Consider the following 21,205-nt stretch of genomic DNA (forward strand, 5'->3'; position numbering starts at 1 on the left):
ATGAAAAAAGGATCACAGGTTTGTTATTCGAAAATAATTATTGCTGCGCTTGTTCTTTTTAGCACAACAGCAGCTACGGCACAACAGCAATTTAAAGGGCTGGAGAATTTATTTACCACCCCCAAAAGTTACGTTGCAGGCTATACAAAAAATGCCCCGTTAATTGATGGTGATATAAACGATGCTGCATGGCAGCAGGCAAAATGGAGCGATGATTTTGTAGATATTGAGGGCAACCTTAAACCCAATCCGCCGCTGAAAACAAACATCAAAATGCTTTGGGACGATACCTGCCTGTACATGGCGGTAAAGGTTATGGATCCGAATGTGTGGGCCACCCTGAAAAAACGTGATGACATCATTTTTATGGATAATGATGTGGAGGTTTTTATCGACCCGGGCAACACAACCCACGAGTATTTTGAAATAGAATGGAACGCTATAAACAGCATTTTCGATTTGTTTTTGAACAAACCTTACCGCAACCAGGGCAGGCCCATAAGCAGCTGGGACGTTAAAGGGATGCGGTCGGCTGTTAAGATCCAGGGTACGTTGAATGACCCTTCGGATACGGATAAAGGGTGGACGGTTGAAATAGCAATCCCTTTTAAAGCCCTGAGCCTTGGTAACAGAAGGTCGGCACCCGGAGAAGGTACTTTTTGGCGCTTTAACTTTTCGAGGGTGGAGTGGGACACCAAAGTAGTTAACGGTAAATATGAAAAGCTAAAAGATAATAACGGTCGCAACCTGCCTGAACATAATTGGGTATGGAGCCCGCAGGGTGTTATAAACATGCATTTCCCCGAACGCTTTGGCTACCTGCAGTTCACAAAAAAGGATAATGCCCCCGCATTTGTTTTGCCCTATTCCGAACTGCAGAAGCAGTACTTATGGCTGGTTTATTACCGGCAAACTGCATGGTTTAGGGAACATGGCGTTTATGCACAATCGTTAAAGGAACTTGACGTTGATGATAAGGTGACCATAAACGGAAATGTGAGCGATTTGAAACTGGAAGCCACCCCGCACCAGTTTATGGCGCTGATCACCGATAAAAAAGACAATATTACCTGGAGGATAAACCAGGAAGGTTTAGTTGGTAAATTAAGTAATAATCCCAATGAATAAACGCGAGTTTTTAAAAGCCAGCCTGGTAGTTGGTGCAGCATCTGCTTTGCCCTATAAAGGCTCGGCAACTATAATTACTTCCGCTAAAAAGCAAAAAAAGCTTAAAAACTGGGTGTGGACCAACCCCAACCAAAAAGATACTGACGATGAGCTTAATACCCGTTACTCTGCTTTTAAGGCCGGTGGCATAACCGGGATCTTCTTTGAAGCAGATAGCGAAAGGCATTTCCGTGCGGCTAAGGCTCATGGCCTTGAAGCGCATCGCTGGATCTGGACGTTTAACCGTGCCGAGCTGGTAAGTATCCACCCTGACTGGTACAGCAAAAACCGCAATGGAGACTCTTGTGCCGATAAGCCACCCTATGTAAATTATTACCGCTGGCTTTGCCCGTCGCGCCCGGAAGTGCAGCAATATTTGGAGCAGCAGGTTACCGATATTTTAGCTAAAGATTATGTTGATGGCATCCACCTGGATTATGTGCGGTACTGCGATGTGGTATTACCCGTGAACCTGTGGGATAAATACAAAATTGAACAAACCAAAGAGCTGCCCGAATATGATTACTGCTATTGCGAAGTCTGCCGTGCGAAATTTAAAGAGCAATACGGAACTGATCTGTCTGACATTCAATTCCCTGAAGCAAGCTTATCATGGCGGTTATTCAGGTACAATAACATCATCAGGGTCGTAAATAGCATCTCTGCTATTGCGCATCAGCATAAAAAATTAATTACAGCCGCTGTGTTCCCAACGCCCGAAGTTGCTCGTCGTAACGTAAGACAGGATTGGACCAACTTTAAGCTGGATGGTGTTTGTCCGATGATCTATCACGGTTTTTATAAAGAAAAGGTAGGCTGGATAGGTGATGCCGTTGCCGAAGGGATCCACTTTTTAGCAGGCGCGTTCCCGCTTTATGCAGGTTTATATTTATCCGATTTTAATAATGATGATGAAGTAAGGCAGGGGATCCAGGTAGCATTAAAAAACGGTGCATCAGGTGTATCGTTTTTTGGGAATGTAACACCACAGGTACTGGATATTTTGAAGAGTGAGCTTGGGGTAGTGCATACGTAATTATCCGTTTGTCATTGCGAGGAACGAAGCAACCGCGAACTATACAGAGCGAATAGAAAGGTGTAGAACTTGCATAGCCGCTTAGCATGCGTGCGGTTGCCACGCTGCGCTCGCAATGACAAATTTCTTATTTCTCCTCCTCCCCAAAAAACAAAGCCTTCAGCTCAGTAGCCTCGTCGGGTTTCATTTTGCCGGCAAGGATAAGGCGCAATTGCCTGCGGCGAAGTGCGCCTTCAAATAACACCATATCTTCAATAGTTTCGGGGATCAGTTCAGGTACAGGGATGGTGCGGTTGTTTTGATCAAGGGCCACAAAGGTGTAATAGGCCTCGTTGCTTTTAACCCGGGTGCCCGATGGGATATTTTCGGCCCATACGTCAAGTCTTACTTCAACCGAGCTATTGAATGCTCTGGAAACCTTGGCTTCAATGGTTACCACATCGCCCAGCTTAATAGAATGCTTAAAGGAAACATTATCAACCGAAGCGGTTACCACTATGCGGTTGCAATGTTTTTGACCGGCAATAGCCGCCGCGATATCCATCCAGTGTAATAAACGCCCGCCCATTAAATTATTCAGAGTATTGGTGTCATTGGGCAGTACCAGCTCATTCATTATGGTGTGCGATTCTTTGGGCGTTTTTCCTTTCATAGCGCAAAGATAGTTATTGAAGGAGAGATTAGAGGTCAGAGACTAGAGATTAGGAGGGAAAACGTTTGAAAATTAGTTAGAATTAATCAAGACCTAACCTCTGATCTCTAATCTCTGGCCTCTATTGCCAAATTCCCCCAATTCAATTAGCTTTAGCCATTTGAAAAAATCAATTCCATTTTTATGAAATATACATCTCTGCCTGTTCATTTAATTTGCTTGCTAGCATTGTGCTGCCTGCTGCCTTTTGGGGTTATGGCGCAAACTAAACCGGGTTACAGCAGTTTGGAAGATGCTTTACAATCTGCAGGTAAGCTGTATGGTAACCCTGGTCCGCAAAGTGTAAACTGGACGGACGGCGGCAATAAATATTCATTTATCAATAATGATGAGATCCGCTCAATGGATGCTAAAACGCAAAAAGACGAGCTGGTATTTACAAATAAGGGACTAAAATTTCCGGGCACGGACAGCACCTTCAATTACGAATCGTTCCAGTGGTCGCATGATTCAAAGCACCTGGTGTTTAAAACAAACTTCAGGCCCATTTATCGCCGCTCCGGCATCTCAGATTATTATATTTATGATTTGGCCGGTAAGCAATTAAAGCAGGCTGCTAAGGACGCGCGGTCTGCTGAGCTTTCCCCTGATGGTTCAAAGGTGGGCATTGAACGAGGCGGTAATATGTATGTTTACAACTTCGCGACAGCAAAAGAAACGCAGCTAACTAACGACCAAACCGATGAGCACGGCACCTTTAACGGCCATTATGATTGGGTTTATGAAGAGGAATTTGGCCAGGCACAGGCATGGAACTGGTCGCCGGATAATAAGTATATGGCCTTTTGGCAGTTTGACGAGCGCAAGGTGCCCGATTTCCAGATGACCAACTTTGAAGGAAATCACCCTGATCACATCCATATTTCTATCCCGCAGGTTGGCGATGCCAATCCATCGGTTAAAATTGGTGTAGTTGATGTGGAATCGGGAAAGAAGGTTTGGCTTACTCCGGATGAAACAGGCGATTTTTATATCCCCCGTATTTACTGGACAAGCACCCCCGATGTTATTGCCCTGATGACCTTGAATCGTGCACAAAACCACATGAAACTATACTTCTTCAACGTAAAGACAGGCGAACACCATGTAGTGCTGGAAGAGCAGAACAAAACCTGGGTGGCCATATTTAACTTTTACACCAATGTGAATGATATGATCTACTTCCCTGAGAAATCGAAAGAGTTTTTCTGGGTGTCTGACCGTTCAGGATATTATCATATTTACCGCTATGGGTATGATGGTAAACTGTTAAACCAGGTAACCAAAGGTAATTGGGATATGATAAAGGTAGCTGGCATTGATGCGGATGCTAAGAAGATCTGGTACTTGTCGGCAGAAGATTCCGGCCTCGACCAGCAATTTTATACTATTAAATTTGATGGAAGCGGCAAAACCAAATTGTCCACAGTGACGGGTTTTCATGACATCAACATGTCGCCCAATACCAAATATTATCTTGATTCCTACAGCAATGTAAACACGCCATTGCATGTTACGCTGAATGATGATAAGGGCAGGGTTTTAAAAACATTGGAAGATAACCAGGCCGTGAGTGAGTACACAAAAGCACATGCTTACTCGGCACCGGAATTTTTTAAGTTTAAAACAGCAGATGGCGCTACGCTAGATGGCTATTATATCAAGCCTTTCAATTTCGATCCTAATAAAAAATATCCGCTGGTAATGACCGTTTATGGTGGACCAGAATCGCACGACATATTTAATAATTTCTCGTCGGATGCGTGGCAGCAATGGCTGGCGCAAAACGGTTATGTTGTGGCAAATGTAAACAATCACGGAGTAGCCAATTATGGCAGCGCCTTTATGAAATCGGTTTATAAGCAATTGGGTAAGCTGGAAAGCAGCGACTTTGCGGAAACTGCCCAATACCTGGCAAAATTGCCTTTTGTTGATGGCAGCAACATGGCAATAATGGGTACCAGCTATGGCGGTTTCAGTACTACCTACACTTTATTAACCCATCCGGGCGTATTTAAAGTGGGGATAGCTAACTCCCCGGTTACCGACTGGCGTTTGTATGATGATATTTATACGGAGCGTTACATGGCGCCTTTGCCTGAAAATGAAGAAGGCTATAAATCCAGCTCAAACATGCCATATGCTAAAAACCTGAAAGATCATTTATTGCTCATCCACTCAATGAGTGACGATAACGTGCATCCGGCTAATACTATGCAGCTGCTAACTGCCTTAACCAATGCAGGTAAAGATGCAGAACTGCGCATTTACCCACCCGGAGCGCATGGTGCAGCTTACAATTGGGAAAGTTACCGGCTGATCCAGAATGTAAGCTTCCAGTTTTTGGAGAAGAATTTGAAAGGAAAGAGTGATTTGGTGAATTTGAATAATAAATAATTAACCACTTATGTCATTGCGAGGTACGAAGCAATCGCGAACTATGCATTTCCGGCTTTTCAGGTTTTATACCGTTCTTGCTGCTCTGTAAAGTTCGCGATTGCTTCGTACCTCGCAATGACAAATTGTTAATATTTAAACTCGGTGTTAAGAAAAAAATAGGTTCATCATCTATCATCACCCCTCCAAAATTCTTTAACTTTGGTATCTTCATTAAAGGAACAGAATAGACGATGCCCGATTTTTCACACTTACACGTTCATACCCAATTTTCACTGCTTGACGGTGCTGCCGATATCTCCAAATTATACAAAAAAGCAGCTGCCGATGGCATGAAAGCCCTGGCTATTACCGATCATGGTAACATGTTTGGCGTGTTTAAGTTTGTGGCCGAAGCGGGTAAGCATAACGTGAAACCTATTGTAGGCTGCGAGTTTTATGTGGTTGATGACCGGCATAAAAAGCAGTTCACCAAAGAGAAAAAAGATAAAAGGTACCACCAGCTGATGCTGGCTAAAAATCCCGAAGGTTATAAAAACCTGGTTAAACTTTGCTCATTAGGCTACATGGAAGGCCTTTACAGCAAATGGCCCCGGATTGATAAAGAACTTATACTAAAACATCATAAAGGCTTAATAGCAACTACCTGTTGCCTGGGCGCATCAGTACCCCAGGCTATTTTAAGGGGTACAGAAGAAGAAGCCGAGATCGAGTTTAAATGGTGGCTCGACCTTTTTGGGGAAGATTACTACATTGAGATGCAGCGCCATGACATCCCTGAGCAAAATACGGTGAACGCAGTACTGGCAAAATTTGCTAAGAAATATAATGTTAAGGTAATCTGCTCCAATGATTCTCACTATGTAGATCAGCAGGACTCAAATGCGCATGATATTTTGCTTTGCGTAAACACCGGCGATATGCAGAGTACGCCTATAGCCACGGATGAAGAAGGTGGCAAGGGCTATCGATTCGGTTTCCCTAACGACCAGTTTTACTTTAAAACGCAGGCCGAAATGGGCAAGCTGTTTAATGATATCCCTGAATCGTTGGATAACACCAACGAGATTGTCGACAAGGTAGAGGTGCTCAAATTAAAAAGAGACATTCTACTTCCAAACTATGTCATCCCGCCTGAATTTAAGATCCACAGTGACAGCACGCCCGACTTTGATACCCTGAACCAATGGGAATACCTGAAGCATTTAACATTTACGGGCGCAAAAGAGCGTTACATAGACATTTCGCCGGAGGTTGAAGAACGGATCAATTTTGAGCTGTTCACTATCCGTACTATGGGCTTTGCCGGATACTTCCTGATTGTTGCCGACTTTATAAGAGCCGGGCGTGATATGGGCGTGTTTATCGGTCCGGGTCGTGGTTCGGCTGCCGGTTCGGTGGTTGCTTATTGTACCGGGATCACCAATATCGACCCGATGAAGTACAACCTCCTGTTCGAGAGGTTCCTTAACCCGGATCGTAAATCGATGCCCGATATTGATACGGACTTTGATGATGCCGGCCGCCAAAAAGTAATTGACTATGTAGTTGATAAATATGGCAAGAACCAGGTGGCGCAGATCATTACTTATGGTTCCATGGCTGCCCGTACCAGCATTCAGGATGTGGGCCGTGTGTTGGATATGCCGCTGTCTGAAATGAACGCTATCAAAAAGCTGGTTCCTGATACTTTGGGCATCACCCTGAAAGAGGCTATTGAACAGGTACCCGAGCTTAAAGAGATCTTAAAAGGAAACGACCTGCGTGCACAAGTACTGCGCGAAGCTGAAAAGTTGGAAGGCTCGGTACGTAATACCGGTGTACACGCTGCGGGGATCATCATTGCACCTTATGATTTAACAGATATTGTTCCTGTAGCGGTAGCAAAAGACTCCGACCTGCTGGTTACTCAGTATGATGGTCGTGTTATTGAAGATGCCGGCGTAATTAAGATGGACTTTTTGGGTTTAAAAACCCTTACCATTTTAAAGGATGCGTTAAGGCTGATCAAACAAAATCATGGGGTATCCATCGATATAGATTATATCCCACTTGACGATAAGGAAACTTTTGAACTTTACCAGCGTGGCGATACCAACGGTACGTTCCAGTTTGAAAGTGACGGGATGCAGATGTACCTGCGCGAGCTTAAGCCGGATAAGTTTGAGGATTTGATAGCCATGAACGCGCTATACCGTCCGGGCCCGATAGAGTATATCCCCAACTTTATCAGTCGTAAGCATGGCCGTGAACCTATCACCTTTGACGTTCCGGATATGGAGGAATACCTGGGCGAAACCTACGGGATCACCGTGTACCAGGAACAGGTGATGCTTTTATCGCAAAAGCTGGCTGGCTTTAGTAAAGGCGATGCCGACGTTTTGCGTAAGGCGATGGGTAAAAAACAGATTGAGATTTTGAACAAGATGGAGGCCCAGTTTATGGATGGCGCAGCAGCTAAAGGTCATCCTAAAGATAAGCTTACAAAGATCTGGAACGACTGGAAAGCATTTGCACAGTACGCCTTCAACAAATCACACTCTACCTGCTATGCATTTGTGGCTTATCAAACGGCCTATCTGAAAGCACATTACCCATCTGAATACATGGCAGCGGTTTTAAACAACCAGAACAACATGGAAAAGATCACCTTTTTTATGGAGGAATGCCGGAGAATGGGTGTACAGGTTTTAGGGCCGGATATTAATGAAAGTGATATGGCTTTTGCAGTTAACAGCAAAGGCCAGGTACGTTTTGGGCTTACCGGGGTTAAAGGTGTGGGCGATAAAGCCGTTGAAAGTATTATTGAAGAGCGGTTGGAACGTGGTCCTTATAAATCGGTTTATGATTTTGCACAGCGGAGCAACACCCGGAGTGTAAATCGTAAATCGTACGAGAACCTGGTTTATGGCGGCGCTTTTGATGAGTTTGGATTGAACCGTGCGCAGTTTTTCGCTAAAACAGAAAACGGGGTACTAACAGGGGTGGAGCGGCTGATAAAATATGCCAACGATTACCAGAATACGCAGAATAGCTCGCAATCGTCGCTGTTTGGTGGGTCGGTAGCATCATATATTCCTGAGCCCGCTATGCCGGAAGCTGAAGAGTTTCCACTGATTGAAAAATTGAAATACGAAAAGGATGTGATCGGGATCTATCTTACCGGGCACCCTTTGGATAACTATAAAGTTGAGCTGGAAAGGTTTTGCAATAGCAATATCAGCGATTTAAAGATGATGCAAAAAGCCCGCTCAGGCGAGGGGGGCGAAGATATAATGACAGCATTTGCCAACCTGCGTAAAAAAGGCGAGATCTGCATAGGCGGCCTGGTAGGCAACGTACAGCATAAAATGACCAAAACGGGTAAGCCATTCGGCACGTTTGTATTGGAGGATTATAATGAATCGTACGAGTTTGCTTTGTTTGGTGATGATTACGTGAAATTCCGGAACATGATGATGGATGGTTATTTTCTGCACCTGCGGGGGATCATTGAAGAGAAATTCCGTCAGAAAGATAATTGGGATATGAAGATAACGGTAATGAGCCTGCTCTCTGAAATGCGGGATAAGCTTACCAAATCATTAACCGTATGCCTGGAACTGAATGCCCTGAACAGCCGCCTGTTGGAAGACCTGCAAGGGTTGATCACCACCAATAATCAGAAATACCCGGTTAAAAACTGTACCCTTAAGTTTATGATAAAAGACAGGGATGATAATATGCTGGTTGAGCTGCCCTCAAAAAACTTTAAAGTAAACCCAAGCGATGACCTGATGGCTGACATTTTTAATTTGACGAATGTGCAGCCGGTGTTGAATTAGACTCTTTCTTGTCATTGCGAGGTACGAAGCAATCGCGGACTATACAGAGCGAAAAGAAAGGCGTAGATTTGCATAGCGGTTGTGCACGGCGTGCGGTTGCCACGCTGCGCTCGCAATGACATAGTTTTAGAATCTGTGAGATAGAATGCTCTATTTCAACCTAAAAACGACAGTATCCTTTTCACGCCTTTGTTGGTGTTGTCACCAACAAAACGCAAGGCTATGGTGTGGCATCTGCTGTACTTAGCATGCTGCTTATTCCTAAATGCAAAAGCTTTATCCAACTTGTTGGTGACAACACCAACAAGTGCATCAAAAATCAAATATGTAATATCACACGCCCTCCTTGCAATTGCAAAATTCTCCCATTTTAGTTAATTTCATTTTTTGAAATTTGTTTCATATTGTAAAATATCGCCTTATATTTGATTAATGGTAATCCTTATCAAAAAAACGCTTTCAGCATTTGCCGAAAAACATCCTGTGTGTGCTGCTCCATTAAACAATTGGTATAACATTACAAAGGCAGCGGATTGGACTAAATTATCAGACATAAAGAAAGTGTTTAATAATGTAGATTATGTAGGGAATGACAGGTATGAGTTTAACATTAAAGGAAATGATTTCAGGCTTGTAGCCATGATATTTTTTGACAGGCGTACTTTATTTATACGCTTTATTGGTACACACAGCGAATATGACAAAATTGATTGTTCAACTATTTAAGATAAACAGATGATTGACAAAATAAGGAATGAAGTACAGTACAACCAGGTAATGGCTTTGATAGAAAAGTTTATAGAAAAAGCAACAGAAAAAGGCGGCTTTAGTTTTTTATCGGGGCCTGAACAAGAAGAGTTAAGCCATCTTAGTGTTTTAGCAGAGCAATATGAAGATAATGTTTTAAAGATAACGCCTTTGCCGGTAACCATCAGTTCTGTTGTTCAGCATAAAATTAAGGAGATGAATCTTACACAAGCCAAGCTTGCCGTCCTTTTAGGATTGGGTACTTCCAAACTCTCCCAGATATTAAGCGGCAAACGCGAGCCGGATGTTATGTTTCTTAAAGCAGTACACAGCAAACTGGGTATTAGCGGCGATTTTTTGTTGGAGAATGTTTAGGTTCATTTTGTTAATTTTCAATTCAATTCAACCTGCACAGAGTCTTTTTTTGAATCGATAAACAATTCTCCCCCCTTCAATCCATCCTTCAAAAACTTCTTATAACAATCCTTAATATAAAGCTCCATCTCATAATCGGTGACTTTATGGGCGAATGTATAGGTAGGTCTGTATTGCATCATAAATGCCGATAGCGTATCGCCTTTTAGCCTGGTTATTTTTGATACTATGCCGTGGTTAAACTTCTGGTTTACATATTCAACCTGCTCATCGCGCAGCAATAATTTATTGAACTTATACTCGCGGGTGCTTTTTTTAGTTAGCGCTCTTATTAATGTGCCTACGTCAATACTGATCAGCTCACCCGGGTTTTTGATCGGATTACCTATAAAAGCATCCATAACTGTCGGGCCTTTATAATTAAACTGTTTGGCATAAAGCAGGCGGTTCTCTGCTGAATCTTTTTTAAATTCCCGTTCCCGGTTTGAGTGGACTATAACTTCATTTAACACTATTTTGGCAGGTTCCAGCTCAACGTGAATAGGAGCCATCACATTACTGATTACCGTTCTATAGGTATTATAACCAAACCGCGCTATCTTAAGGCTATCATTACCCGATGCCGCAATACTGAATTCGCCAAAGGAATTGGTGAATACCTGCTTTTTTCCCATACTTACTATAGCGCTGTTAATAGGTAGTTTGGTGTCTTTATCAAACACACTGCCTTTTATTTGCTGTGCGTAACAACAGGATGCCAGGATAAGAAATACAAATAGCAGCAGGTATCTCATCAGGCAATAAAATTGGTGGGCAGGTTTATCATCTACCCAAAAATAACCAACAGGAAATGGTTAAGTAATTGTTTAACATCATTTAACAGATGGGTGTTCGTTTGTTTTTTTAACCTTGGTCCAGTGGACGGACGGACACCTATACAAGTATCAGCCTAAGCATTTCTTCTGATAAAAACAGCAGTATCAATATCCCGTTTCCGCAGGGTCTCTCGCAGAGGACCCTGCGTTGGATTAGCTAATAAGTAGGAATTAGCCGCCTGCCGATTTCATAGCAATTACTTTTTACAATCCACAAACATTGCGCAGGGTCCTCTATGAGAGACCCTGCGGGGACAAAAAGGAAATGGTTAACTAATTGTTTAACATCATTTAACAGATGGGTGTCCGTTCGTTTTTTTACCCCCGGTCCCCCGAACGGACGGACGCTTTATCCCGGTTGTCAGCCTAAGCTTTCTCTCTGAGAAAAACAGCAGTACCAATATTGATAAGAATAATAAGTTACCAGGTAAAAATGTGCAAATCAATAACAACTTCTGCTTTTCAACTGGAAATTTTATACTGATAATTAATATAAGTATCCGTTTGCTCTGCAAATCTGCACCAACTCCAGCTATTCTTTTTTCACTGGAACTCTTCTACTGATAATTAATATAAATATTAATTAAAATACCTTCCCCTTACCCAATTACCAGTAAGATAAAGGATGGCTGTGCATTAAAAGGAAAAGAGGGGGGAGGATGTTACTTACTAACAAATTTAGCAAAATTATTCCAGTTATGCAAATAATATATTGTCTTTTTTTATGCTTATTTAAGGGGTGTCCGTCCGTTCGCCGGGCCCTTACTAACAAAACGAACGGACGCTTTTTAGTACCTCTGGATAAAATCTGTAACCTATTGTCTTTTTTTGATGCTTATTTAAGGGGTGTCCGTCCGTTCGCCAGGCCCCTACTAACAAAACGAACGGACGCTTTTTAGCGCCTCGGGATAAAATCTGTAACTCTTTTTCCTCTTTCGGACTTTATTGACTTCCGGATTTCCCCAAAATCCTCAATCAAAAAAAATCCGAAATCGAAATTCCGACATCCGAAATCAAAACATATCTTTGCGCTATTATGAGCAAATCAACCGACGAACTTTTTAAAAACGTTATATCGCACGCTAAAGAATATGGCTTTGTTTTCCAATCCAGTGAAATTTATGATGGCCTGAGCGCTGTTTATGATTACGGGCAATTTGGCTCGGAGTTAAAGAACAACATCAAAACCTATTGGTGGAAAGCCATGGTACAAATGCACGAGAACATTGTCGGGATTGATTCTGCCATATTTATGCACCCGAAGATCTGGGAAGCAAGCGGGCATGTTGCAGGTTTCAGCGACCCGATGATTGATAATAAGGATTCCAACAAGCGCTACCGTGCCGATCAACTATTAGAAGATAAGATTGAACGTTATAAAAAAGACGGTAAAACTGATAAAGCTGAATTGCTGCAGGAAGAGTTGGATGAAGCTTTAAAAATGGAAAACCTGGTCGGCTTAAAGGATTTAATTTTAGCACACGAAATAGCCGACCCGGTAAGCGGTACCCGCAACTGGACGGATGTGCGCCAGTTTAACCTGATGTTTAGTACCCAAATGGGCGCCGTGGCTGATGATGCCGACGTGGTATATCTTCGCCCGGAAACTGCACAGGGGATTTTTGTAAACTATTTGAACGTGCAAAAATCAGGCAGGATGAAAATTCCTTTCGGGATAGCACAAATTGGTAAGGCATTCCGTAACGAGGTAATCGCCCGCCAGTTCATCATCCGGATGCGCGAGTTTGAGCAGATGGAGATGCAGTTCTTCGTTCGCCCTGGCACACAAAAGGAGTGGTTTGAAAAATGGAAAAAAACACGTTTGGAATGGCACCTGGCTTTAGGCACTGCTCCTAAGAAATACCGTTACCACGAGCACACCAAACTTGCTCACTATGCCGATGCTGCTTATGATATCGAGTTTGATTTCCCTTTTGGCTTTAAAGAAGTTGAAGGCATCCATAGCCGTACCGATTTTGATTTAAGCCAGCACCAGAAGTTCAGCAACAAAAAGATGCAGTACTTTGACCCGGAGATTGACCCGGCTACAGAGAAGCCTTACGGTAACTACATTCCATACGTTATTGAAACCTCTATAGGTTTAGACCGCATGTTTTTATTAACGATGATAAACGCCTTTGAAGAAGAGGACCTGAGCACCGAAGAAAAGCAAGACAGCCGTACCGTATTGCGCCTGCACCCTTGCTTAGCGCCGGTTAAAGCTGCCATTTTCCCGTTAATAAAAAAAGACGGTTTGCCTGAAAAGGCCCGCGAAATAATGGATAAGCTAAAGCTTGACTTTAACCTGCAATACGAAGAGAAAGATGCCATAGGTAAACGTTACAGGAGGCAGGATGCCATAGGTACACCAATTTGTATCACTGTAGATCATCAGACATTGGAAGATAACACCGTAACCATCCGCTACCGCGATACCATGAAGCAGGAACGTGTTGATGCGCGCGAGCTTGAAAAGATCTTAGGGGATATGGTGAGCTGGAAGAATTTGTTGGCGTAGGTTTTGAACCATGATTAAAGGATTAAATGATTTCCCTGATTTATTAAAGGCGGACAGCATCCTTTAATCTATAAATCAGGCGAATCATGGTTCAGACAAAAAAATCGTAAATTACAACCGTGAATACTTACGACACCAAGATCGGTATAAAAGCATGGGCGGAGGAAGATCGCCCACGTGAAAAGCTGGGCACACAGGGCAGGCGTGCCTTAACCGATGCCGAGCTGATAGCTATACTGATAGGATCTGGTAGTCGTAATGAAACTGCGGTGGAGCTGAGCAAGCGCATCCTTCACCATTATGGTAATGATCTGAACAAGCTGGGCAAAGCCTCCATTGCCGAACTCTCCAACTTTAAGGGCATCGGCGAAGCCAAAGCAATTTCTATAATAGCTGCGCTTGAAATTGGCAGGCGCAGAAGCGATACAGAAAGTAAGCTTCCTGAACACATCGGCACCAGCAGGGATACCTACAACATAATGAAACGTCATCTCATGGACCTTAATCATGAGGAGTTTTGGATAGTGCTTACAAGCCGTTCATCAAAGTTAATTGCCAAAGAGCTGATCAGCAAAGGCGGCTTATCGGCCACAATTGTTGATCCTAAGATCATTTTCGGTTTGGCATTACAGCACAAGGCCAGCCATATCTTCCTGGTACATAACCACCCATCGGGCAATTTAAGTCCAAGTCACGAGGATCTTCATTTAACCAAAAAATTAGTGGATGCAGGGCAGATGCTGGATATTAAGATACTTGACCACCTGATCATCACCAATGAGGGTTTTTATAGTTTTGCTGATCATGGGTTGTTTTGAAGAAGTCCGAAAGTCCGGAAGTCGGGAAGTCCGAAAGTGAGAAAGTAGTGAGGGAGATCGAAACATCTACCGAAAGATGATTTTTAAAGTACATCAGGTGGAAACAACATACCAACTATAGCGTTATCTTTAAACAATTAAACTAACAGCCATGATAATTCCAGATAATCAAATCCCGATTGACGATGCAGACAATAATGAGTCTGACGACCAGCAAAGCCAGAAAGATGTACATTCAAATGGCTTAGATGATTTACCAGAATCAGGCGATACCGTTGATTATGCAGATCAGGATAAGCTAAAGCGCGCTTACGATGCCTCAGAAGCCTCATATACCCTTAACCTGGGTGATGATGGCGATGCGGATACAGGCGATGACGATTAAGGTTAAAGGTAAAAGGCGAAAGGTAAAAGGTTTTTGAATATCGAATAATGAATATTGAATTTTAAATAAAGAAGTACCAATATTCCGCAATCGGCATTCCGAATTCCGCATTAACTTTCGCCTTCACCATTTTTAAAAGCCTTTCGCCCTTAACCTTTTACCTTTCTGCTTTTCCCCCCTTCCATCTTTTTCTCACTTTCGGACTTTCCGACTTCCGGTCTTTCGGACTAAATCCTATCTTTGCCGATTATCATTTCGCTATAATGAAGATATCGTATAATTGGCTTAAAGAATTTATTGATACAGATAAAACTCCCGAAGAGATCTCGACCATTTTAACCGGTACGGGTTTGGAGGTGGAAAGCCTTGAAAAAGTGCAGCCTATCCCCGGCGGGCTTGAAGGTTTGGTGATCGGCTACGTAAAGGAGCGTGCCCAGCATCCCAATGCCGACAGGCTGAGCATTACCAAAGTTGATGTAGGTACAGGTGAAGACCTGCAAATTGTTTGCGGAGCACATAACGTAGCCGCAGGGCAAAAGGTAGTGGTTGCCACCGTTGGCACTACCGTTTACCCGACTGTTGGCGAGCCGTTTAAAATAAATAAATCAAAAATAAGGGGCGAGGCATCCGAAGGGATGATCTGTGCTGAGGATGAAATAGGCCTGGGAACCGATCACGCAGGTATTATGGTGCTTGATGCTGATGCCGAAATTGGCGCATTAGCTAAAGACTATTTTAAATTAAACGACGATTACCTTTACGAGATTGGATTAACCCCCAACCGTGCCGATGCAACATCGCATTTAGGTACGGCAAGGGATATTGCCGCATTTTTAAAAATAGCAACCAAGAGGCCTGATGTTTCGGCATTTAAGGTGGAGAACACCAGCAGGACTATTAAAGTTGTGGTGGAGAATGAGGCTGCAAGTCCAAGATACTCCGGTGTAACCATTTCGGGTGTTGAAGTTAAAGATTCACCAAAATGGCTAAAGGAAAGGCTGGCGGTTATAGGCATCCGCGCTATCAATAACATTGTTGATGCTACCAATTATGTGCTGCATGACCTTGGTCAGCCGCTGCATGCTTTTGATGCGGATGCTATTAAAGGCGATACGGTGATTGTTAAAAATTATCCCGAAGGAACGCTATTCAAAACTTTGGACGATGTGGAGCGCAAACTGAGTGCCGATGATTTAATGATTGGCAATGCCGAAGTACCAATGTGTATAGCAGGTGTTTTTGGCGGAGCAGATTCTGGCGTTAAATCAACAACAAAAAACATCTTTTTAGAAAGTGCTTATTTCAACGCAGTATCGGTTCGTAAAACATCAAAACGCCATGGCTTAAAAACGGATGCCTCGTTCAGATTTGAGCGCGGTACCGATCCGGATATGACGGTGTTTGCCCTTAAACGTGCTGCATTGCTGATAAAGGAAGTAGCTGGAGGAAGTATCTCGTCCGAAATTTCTGATCATTACCCAAATCCTGTTGCGCCATTTGCAATAGAGGTTACTTATAAAAATATCCACAGGCTCATAGGCAAAGAAATTCCTCATGGCGAAATTAAAGGCATCCTTACCGCATTGGATATTGCCATAGTTGGCGAAACAGGTGAGGGGCTTTCTTTAAAAGTGCCTCCTTACCGCGTGGATATTACCCGCGAGGTGGACATTGTAGAAGAGATCTTGCGCATTTATGGTTATAACAACATCGAAATCCCAACGCAGATCAGGGCATCATTAAATACATCCATCAGGCCTGAGAAAGACACAGTTCAGAATTTGATCTCTGATATGTTGAGTGCTAATGGCTTTAACGAGATTATGTCGAACTCGCTAACCAAATCGGCCTATTCATCAAATTTAGATAAAGCGGTTAAGATCCTGAACCCGCTAAGCAGCGACCTGGATGTAATGCGCCAAACACTGGTTTATTCTGGCCTGGAAGCCATCGCTTATAACACTAATCGCAGAAATGCCGATTTGAAGCTATACGAGTTTGGCAAGGTGTACGAGGTTAACGAAGATAAATACACCGAAACGCAACGGTTTGCGCTATTTATATCTGGCATTGATAAACCTGAGCAGTGGAACCAAAAAGCAAAGCCTGTATCGTTTTATAACCTGAAAGCTATTGTTGATGGCATCATTACCAAACTAAATATCACCGGCCTTACTTTGGAGGAATCAACCTGTAAAAAGCTAAGCTGGGGCATGCAATACAATCGCAATGGCAAGCAACTGGTTAAGTTTGGCAAGGTATCGGCAGAAGCGCTGAAAAAGGTTGATGTGGATAAGGAAGTTTTTTGTGCCGATTTTAACTTCGATATGATATTGGCTGCGGTGCGTAAAAACAAGATTGTGTTCCAGGACGTATCGAAGTTCCCGGCAGTAAGGCGCGACCTTTCTATGCTGATCGATAAATCGGTAACGTTCGGACAGTTGAAGCAGATAGCCGAACGAACAGAACGCAAGCTATTGCAGGATGTTAGCGTATTTGACGTTTACGAAGGCGATAAGCTGCCGGCTGGTAAAAAATCATATGCGTTAAGCTTCATCATCCAGGACAGTGAAAAAACTCTTACTGATAAAGCGATTGACAGCATTATGCAAAAGCTAATTTACAACCTGGGAAAAGAAGCAGGAGCGGAAATTAGAAAGTAGTTGATTAGGTTGGATTAAGTTGAATGGGTTGATTGAGTTTTTAAATATTAATTAATATATTCACCCTTTAAAACATTAACCAACTTAATCTAACTTAGTCAACTTAATCCAACTCAATCAACTAAAAAACAATGGCCCTAGCAGAGCAATTAAATACAATTGTAGAAAGAACGGAGCGCTTAATTGAGCTTTGTGCTGCTTTGCAGGAGGAAAATGACTTATTGAAACTGGAGAGCGAGGCGCTTTCAGTAGCCCTTGATGCCAGTAAAAATAAGACAAAAGAGCTTGATGAAAAGCTCCGAGCATTGAAGATGGCGAAGTCATTTTCAGAAACAAATGAAAAAAGTCTTGACATAAAGCAAAAAATTAACGAATTTGTGCAAGAAATAGATAAGTGTATTGTATTATTGAAGAAATAATACAAAAAGTGAAGCTCAAATGGGAGAAATCTCAATAAAAATAAACATTGCTGACAGAGTTTACCCCTTAAAGGTGAACATGGAAGAGGAAGAAATAATACGTAGGGCAGCCAAACTGATTAATGACCGGATAAAAGAATATCAGGAAAATTACGCAGTGCGGGATAAACAGGATTTGCTTTCGATGTGCGTGTTGCATTATGCAACATCATCGTTAAAGGCAGATATGAAGGTTACCGTAGAGGATACAGAAGTAACGGATAAGGTTTACCAGTTGGATTATTTGTTATCAGAATTTTTTTCAAAGCAATAACGTTCTTTACATATAAACAGAGCAATTAAGATTTAACCGCAGTTAAATTTTAAGTTTCACTATTAAAAACTTAACGCTTCTATATGGGTGGATCTAAGTGGCATACGTTAACCGTTTTGGTTTGCGGTACCCGGGATTCCGTATCCGAAATGAAGTTTTTAAATACATGATCCTTAAATATTAGTTGCGGTTTTTTTATTTATACCAATTATAGACATGAGTACAACCATATTATACCTTATCATCGGAGTGTTGATAGGGGGCCTTCCGGGATTTATCCTCGGACGCTTTTTGCTGAAGAAACTGTTCAAAGACCAGGAAGTCGCAGCCCAGCATAAAGTAAAGAAGATCTTGAAAGATGCTGAAAATGATGCCGAGATCCTGAAAAAGAACAGGCTGCTTGAAGCGAAAGAGAAGTTTTTACAGATGAAAGCCGAGCATGAGCAGGAAATAAATGCTAAGAACAATAACATTAACCAACGCGAGAACGGCATTAAACAAAAGGAGCAGTCCTTAAATCAACGCCTGGAGAACCAGAACCGCAAGGATACAGAACTGGATAATCTTCGCAAAAACCTTGAAAAGCAAACCGAGCTTGTTGTTAAAAAACAGGAAGATGTTGAAGTGCTGAAAAACTCGCACGTTCAGCAACTGGAAACTATCGCAGGCTTGTCTGCCGAGGATGCCAAAAACCAGCTGATTGATAACCTGCGTGAAGAAGCCCGAAGCAAGGCTATGGCGCAAATAAAAGACATTGTTGACGAAGCCAAGCTTACTGCAACCAAAGAAGCTAAAAAGATAGTTATCCAAACTATTCAGCGTACAGCTACTGAGGCAGCTATTGAAAATACAGTTTCTATTTTCAATATTGAGAATGATGAGATAAAGGGCCGCATTATTGGCCGTGAAGGTAGAAATATCCGGGCACTGGAAGCAGCTACCGGTATTGAGATCATTGTTGATGATACACCGGAAGCTATTATACTTTCGGGCTTCGATCCTGTCCGCAGGGAGATTGCCCGTTTGGCCATGCACCGCCTGGTAACGGACGGACGCATCCACCCGGCACGTATTGAAGAGGTGGTTGCCAAAACTAAAAAGCAGATTGAAGAAGAAATAGTTGAAATAGGCGAGCGTACCGTAATTGATCTTGGGATCAATGGTCTGCACCCCGAGCTGATCCGTATGGTAGGCAGGATGCGTTACCGTTCATCATACGGGCAAAACCTGTTACAGCACTCGCGCGAGGTAGCTAACTTCTGCGCTACTATGGCAGCCGAGCTTGGTTTAAATGTTAAACTAGCCAAACGTGCCGGTTTACTGCATGATATTGGTAAAGTACCTGATGATAACCCTGAATTGCCACATGCTATTTTAGGGATGCAGCTTGCTGAAAAATATAAGGAACACCCTGAAGTTTGCAACGCTATAGGCGCTCACCATGACGAGGTGGAAATGACTTCTATGCTATCGCCAATAATCCAGGTTTGTGACGCTATATCAGGCGCAAGGCCGGGCGCACGCCGCGAGGTGGTTGAAAGCTACATCAAACGTTTAAAAGAGCTTGAAGAGCTCGCATTGTCATATCCTGGTGTCGAAAAAACATTCGCTATCCAGGCTGGTCGAGAATTACGTGTAGTGGTTGAAAGCGAAAAGATAAGTGATGCGCAATCAGAAATATTAGCCGCTGATATTTCAAACCGCATCCAAACAGAAATGACCTATCCAGGCCAGATCAAAGTTACCGTGATAAGGGAAACAAGGTCTGTAGCATTTGCAAAATAAATTAACTACAAACCCTCTCCTTACAAGGCGGGGGTTTTTATTTATAAGCTGTGGCAACTAATAACTCGGGTAAAGGCACAAAAGTTTACGCTGGTAGTTCTGCATTAGCGGATAAACGGCCGGTTGATATTTATTTTGATAAATATGCCGAAAGTCATCAAAACAAAACCAATAAACTCATTCATTGGATCTGTGTCCCGCTTATCGTTTTTAGCTTGCTCGGCCTTGTTTGGGCAATCCCATTCCCTTATATTAAATTTTTAGGCAAGTATAATCTCTTCTTAAACTGGGCATCTTTTTTAATAGCTTTCAGTATTTATTACTATTACAAGCTTTCGCCGGTGCTTTCATACCTGATGCTGCTTATATTATTTGGCTTTAGCTACGGAATTATGGAACTGGATACCTGGCAAAAAGCAGGTGGTCCGGCTATATGGCAGGTATGCCTGGCTATTTTTGTACTTTCATGGGTGGGGCAATTCATAGGCCATAAAATAGAGGGTAAAAAACCTTCGTTTTTAGACGATCTTAAATTTCTGCTGATCGGGCCAATATGGCTGCTTCATTTTATACTGAAGAAGTTTTCCATGCGGTATTAATTCTCCTGGGGCAGGTTACTTATAAATTTATCAACATTTAATTTAAGGTTTTGTAGCACAAGTATCATGCTCATCGTAATATGAGTATGAAAAATATAGCAATAATACTTTTCCTCGGTGTTTTCCTGCTTGGCTGTAGCAAAAGCAAAGACAATAATATATCGCTTAGCGGCACCCTGACAGATTGCCCCGCAAATACAGTTTGTACCTATAATTATTTTGACAATGCCGATATTTCAGGAACCAACCAGCTGGCAGCTGGTGGCAGCAGGGTGTTTTGGTATAAAAATATCAACAATAGTTCATGTGATATTACGAGCCAGCTCAATTTTAAAGCCTCATTAAGTAGTAATAGTTTTGTTATAAATTCAAGTCAGATAGCAGCAGGCCTTGCAACCTATAATCAGAGTTGCGTGTGCTGCGATCTTATATTTCTAAAAACAATTGGAGGCGAGATAAAAGGAAAAAGAACCGATATGAATCACTGGTTAATAAATGCCACTATAATACGGGCCGACATCAATAATAAACCATTTGATACCCTGAAAGTAAATCAATACTTTACACTTAAAGCACTGTAAAATTAAAACGGT

General features: G+C 42.5%; 17 protein-coding genes. 15 read left to right on the plus strand and 2 right to left on the minus strand.

The features are described 5' to 3' along the window. Positions 1 to 1,128 (plus strand): carbohydrate-binding family 9-like protein, encoded by a 1,128-nt coding sequence (locus BUE31_RS18970; protein ID WP_083620106.1) that lies wholly within the window; start codon positions 1 to 3, stop codon positions 1,126 to 1,128. Further along, positions 1,121 to 2,203 carry a family 10 glycosylhydrolase gene (locus tag BUE31_RS18975; RefSeq protein ID WP_073405393.1) on the plus strand — a complete coding sequence of 361 codons (1,083 nt, stop codon included), beginning with the start codon at positions 1,121 to 1,123 and terminating at the stop codon, positions 2,201 to 2,203. Before BUE31_RS18970 ends, BUE31_RS18975 begins: the two co-directional genes overlap by 8 nt. A gap of 127 nt (positions 2,204 to 2,330) precedes the next feature. On the opposite strand, the gene BUE31_RS18980 is transcribed toward BUE31_RS18975, so the two are convergent. Further along, entirely contained in the window at positions 2,331 to 2,855 is a 525-nt protein-coding gene (locus BUE31_RS18980; protein ID WP_073405394.1) for an acyl-CoA thioesterase, read from the minus strand. A 183-nt stretch (positions 2,856 to 3,038) separates the two neighbouring features. On the opposite strand from BUE31_RS18980, the gene BUE31_RS18985 reads away from it, so the two are divergent. From BUE31_RS18985 to BUE31_RS19000, 4 genes are all read left to right on the plus strand, one after another. Beyond that, a complete protein-coding gene (locus tag BUE31_RS18985) occupies positions 3,039 to 5,291 on the plus strand; it encodes a S9 family peptidase (RefSeq protein ID WP_073405395.1) in 2,253 nt (750 codons plus the stop codon). A gap of 233 nt (positions 5,292 to 5,524) precedes the next feature. Then, complete coding sequence (gene dnaE, locus BUE31_RS18990; RefSeq protein WP_073405396.1) at positions 5,525 to 9,115, plus strand: DNA polymerase III subunit alpha; 3,591 nt, start codon at positions 5,525 to 5,527, stop codon at positions 9,113 to 9,115. A 432-nt stretch (positions 9,116 to 9,547) separates the two neighbouring features. Next, entirely contained in the window at positions 9,548 to 9,841 is a 294-nt protein-coding gene (locus tag BUE31_RS18995; protein WP_073405397.1) for a type II toxin-antitoxin system HigB family toxin, read from the plus strand. Positions 9,842 to 9,850: 9 nt separating this feature from the next. Continuing rightward, positions 9,851 to 10,237: a helix-turn-helix domain-containing protein gene (locus BUE31_RS19000; protein ID WP_073405398.1), complete on the plus strand. Its 387-nt coding sequence runs from the start codon at positions 9,851 to 9,853 to the stop codon at positions 10,235 to 10,237. A gap of 17 nt (positions 10,238 to 10,254) precedes the next feature. On the opposite strand, the gene BUE31_RS19005 is transcribed toward BUE31_RS19000, so the two are convergent. Beyond that, complete coding sequence (locus BUE31_RS19005) at positions 10,255 to 11,031, minus strand: carboxypeptidase-like regulatory domain-containing protein (protein WP_073405399.1); 777 nt, start codon at positions 11,029 to 11,031, stop codon at positions 10,255 to 10,257. A 1,117-nt stretch (positions 11,032 to 12,148) separates the two neighbouring features. On the opposite strand from BUE31_RS19005, the gene BUE31_RS19010 reads away from it, so the two are divergent. From BUE31_RS19010 to BUE31_RS19050, 9 genes are all read left to right on the plus strand, one after another. After that, positions 12,149 to 13,630: a glycine--tRNA ligase gene (locus tag BUE31_RS19010; protein WP_073405400.1), complete on the plus strand. Its 1,482-nt coding sequence runs from the start codon at positions 12,149 to 12,151 to the stop codon at positions 13,628 to 13,630. Positions 13,631 to 13,749: 119 nt separating this feature from the next. Then, positions 13,750 to 14,448: a RadC family protein gene (gene radC / locus BUE31_RS19015; RefSeq protein ID WP_073405401.1), complete on the plus strand. Its 699-nt coding sequence runs from the start codon at positions 13,750 to 13,752 to the stop codon at positions 14,446 to 14,448. Positions 14,449 to 14,599: 151 nt separating this feature from the next. Further along, on the plus strand, positions 14,600 to 14,833 hold the full coding sequence (locus tag BUE31_RS19020) for a hypothetical protein (protein ID WP_073405402.1): 234 nt from the start codon (positions 14,600 to 14,602) through the stop codon (positions 14,831 to 14,833). A gap of 263 nt (positions 14,834 to 15,096) precedes the next feature. Beyond that, positions 15,097 to 17,496, plus strand: a complete 2,400-nt coding sequence (gene pheT, locus BUE31_RS19025; protein WP_073405403.1) for a phenylalanine--tRNA ligase subunit beta — start codon at positions 15,097 to 15,099, stop codon at positions 17,494 to 17,496. Positions 17,497 to 17,627: 131 nt separating this feature from the next. Next, on the plus strand, positions 17,628 to 17,915 hold the full coding sequence (locus tag BUE31_RS19030) for a hypothetical protein (protein ID WP_073405404.1): 288 nt from the start codon (positions 17,628 to 17,630) through the stop codon (positions 17,913 to 17,915). Between the two features lie 19 nt (positions 17,916 to 17,934). Next, on the plus strand, positions 17,935 to 18,228 hold the full coding sequence (locus BUE31_RS19035; RefSeq protein WP_073405405.1) for a cell division protein ZapA: 294 nt from the start codon (positions 17,935 to 17,937) through the stop codon (positions 18,226 to 18,228). 216 nt (positions 18,229 to 18,444) lie between these two features. After that, positions 18,445 to 20,013, plus strand: a complete 1,569-nt coding sequence (gene rny, locus BUE31_RS19040; protein ID WP_073405406.1) for a ribonuclease Y — start codon at positions 18,445 to 18,447, stop codon at positions 20,011 to 20,013. A 128-nt stretch (positions 20,014 to 20,141) separates the two neighbouring features. After that, positions 20,142 to 20,612 carry an Mpo1 family 2-hydroxy fatty acid dioxygenase gene (locus BUE31_RS19045; protein ID WP_073405569.1) on the plus strand — a complete coding sequence of 157 codons (471 nt, stop codon included), beginning with the start codon at positions 20,142 to 20,144 and terminating at the stop codon, positions 20,610 to 20,612. An 86-nt stretch (positions 20,613 to 20,698) separates the two neighbouring features. Beyond that, positions 20,699 to 21,193 (plus strand): hypothetical protein, encoded by a 495-nt coding sequence (locus tag BUE31_RS19050; RefSeq protein WP_073405407.1) that lies wholly within the window; start codon positions 20,699 to 20,701, stop codon positions 21,191 to 21,193. Positions 21,194 to 21,205: the final 12 nt, after the last annotated feature.

Origin of the sequence: Mucilaginibacter sp. OK098 (assembly GCF_900142915.1) — a bacterium.
Taxonomy (GTDB): Bacteria; Bacteroidota; Bacteroidia; order Sphingobacteriales; family Sphingobacteriaceae; genus Mucilaginibacter.